At 50.7% G+C, this 1,041-nt stretch carries 1 protein-coding gene and 2 pseudogenes; all 3 read right to left on the bottom strand.

Annotated features, from left to right (window positions below):
- Window positions 1-400: pseudogene (locus JW499_RS21500) on the bottom strand (hypothetical protein); the annotation flags it as partial.
- On the bottom strand, window positions 372-779 hold the full coding sequence (locus JW499_RS21495) for a hypothetical protein (RefSeq protein ID WP_205212500.1): 408 nt from the start codon (window positions 777-779) through the stop codon (window positions 372-374). The pseudogene JW499_RS21500 and the gene JW499_RS21495, both read right to left, overlap by 29 nt.
- Window positions 780-806: 27 nt before the next feature.
- Window positions 807-1,041 (bottom strand): annotated as a pseudogene (locus JW499_RS21490) (hypothetical protein); the annotation flags it as partial.

Genomic DNA, 1,041 nt, shown 5'->3' with positions numbered 1-1,041 from the left:
CAGGCATTGGCTGGCTGGTGTCCATATAGCGCTGGATCAGGTTCCAGATCCGTTCAAGCTCCTCCGGTTGCTGGCTGGTGCTGAAACCGTGCAGGGGGATGCTGTCGAAGTATCGATGATAGCGGTGTACCAGATGCAGCTGATAGCTGAGAATCCCCTGATGGCTGGGGCTGCTGACCAGATAACAGTCGAACTCGGGGAAAGGATGGCTATAGAGTTCTTTATTGTTTTTATAGCGGGTGACCATGCCGGTGGCGCGACTGAAAGTGAAATGTTTGACGGCTTTCATAAACCAGGGCATGGGGAGGTAGCCATGCTCAGAGGCTTCCGCATAACCCCAGATCAGGCCTGAAGGGAGAAACACGTAAACGCTATATATATATAAAATCGAATAGTCCATTTAGATCTTCAGGATCATCAAAATATAGATATATGGAAATGAATGGGAAAAGTGGGCCGAGGAAGACGCAAAAGCCTTTCGCAAACATAGTGATGTAAAAGTAGATTAATCCCCAGCGATTAAGCGAGCCTATGGTGCACTGATTTTCATCCCAATAGGTCTCGCCTTTATTGTCTTTAATGCGCTGTTTGATCTCTGCGGGTGTTGGCTCCTGGATCATACTGACGGGAACGGTTTCGTTGGCCCGGGTCCAGGGCAGGGGATCACCGCCCTGCAATAATTTAACCAGTGTGCCTTGTTCGGGGCGTGGCTTCTGCCTGGAATATCGTTCGCTATTCCAGGCGGTGCTGCTGTAGGGCTTTATCTGTTGGAAGTCCATTTATATTCGTTTAGTCCGTTAGTGCATTCAGGCTTGAGTGCCGCCATTAAACAGATCGATCTCCGGGCCCATACTAGGCATAAAACGTTGCTCAGCGCGTAGTTGAGCGATCGCCTCTTTAAACTCGTCATCATTCATTGAGAACCAGTAATCGGGTTGTCGATTGGTTTTAGCATCGTAGGCGGCGGTGGTGGGGTCGCGAGGGCGAGCGGGTTCCAGCTCTGGCACATCGGGCATCGGCTGGCTGGTGTCCATATAGCGC

Origin of the sequence: Amphritea pacifica (genome assembly GCF_016924145.1) — a bacterium.
GTDB lineage: Bacteria > Pseudomonadota > Gammaproteobacteria > Pseudomonadales > Balneatricaceae > Amphritea > Amphritea pacifica.
The sequence above is the reverse complement of the archived record's forward strand: the minus strand, read 5'-3'. Positions and strand labels throughout refer to the sequence as shown.

Excerpts from the sequence above, each read along its gene's own strand:
- JW499_RS21495 (WP_205212500.1), bottom strand. The coding sequence starts at position 779 with ATGGACTTCCAACAGATAAAGCCCTACAGCAGCACCGCCTGGAATAGC.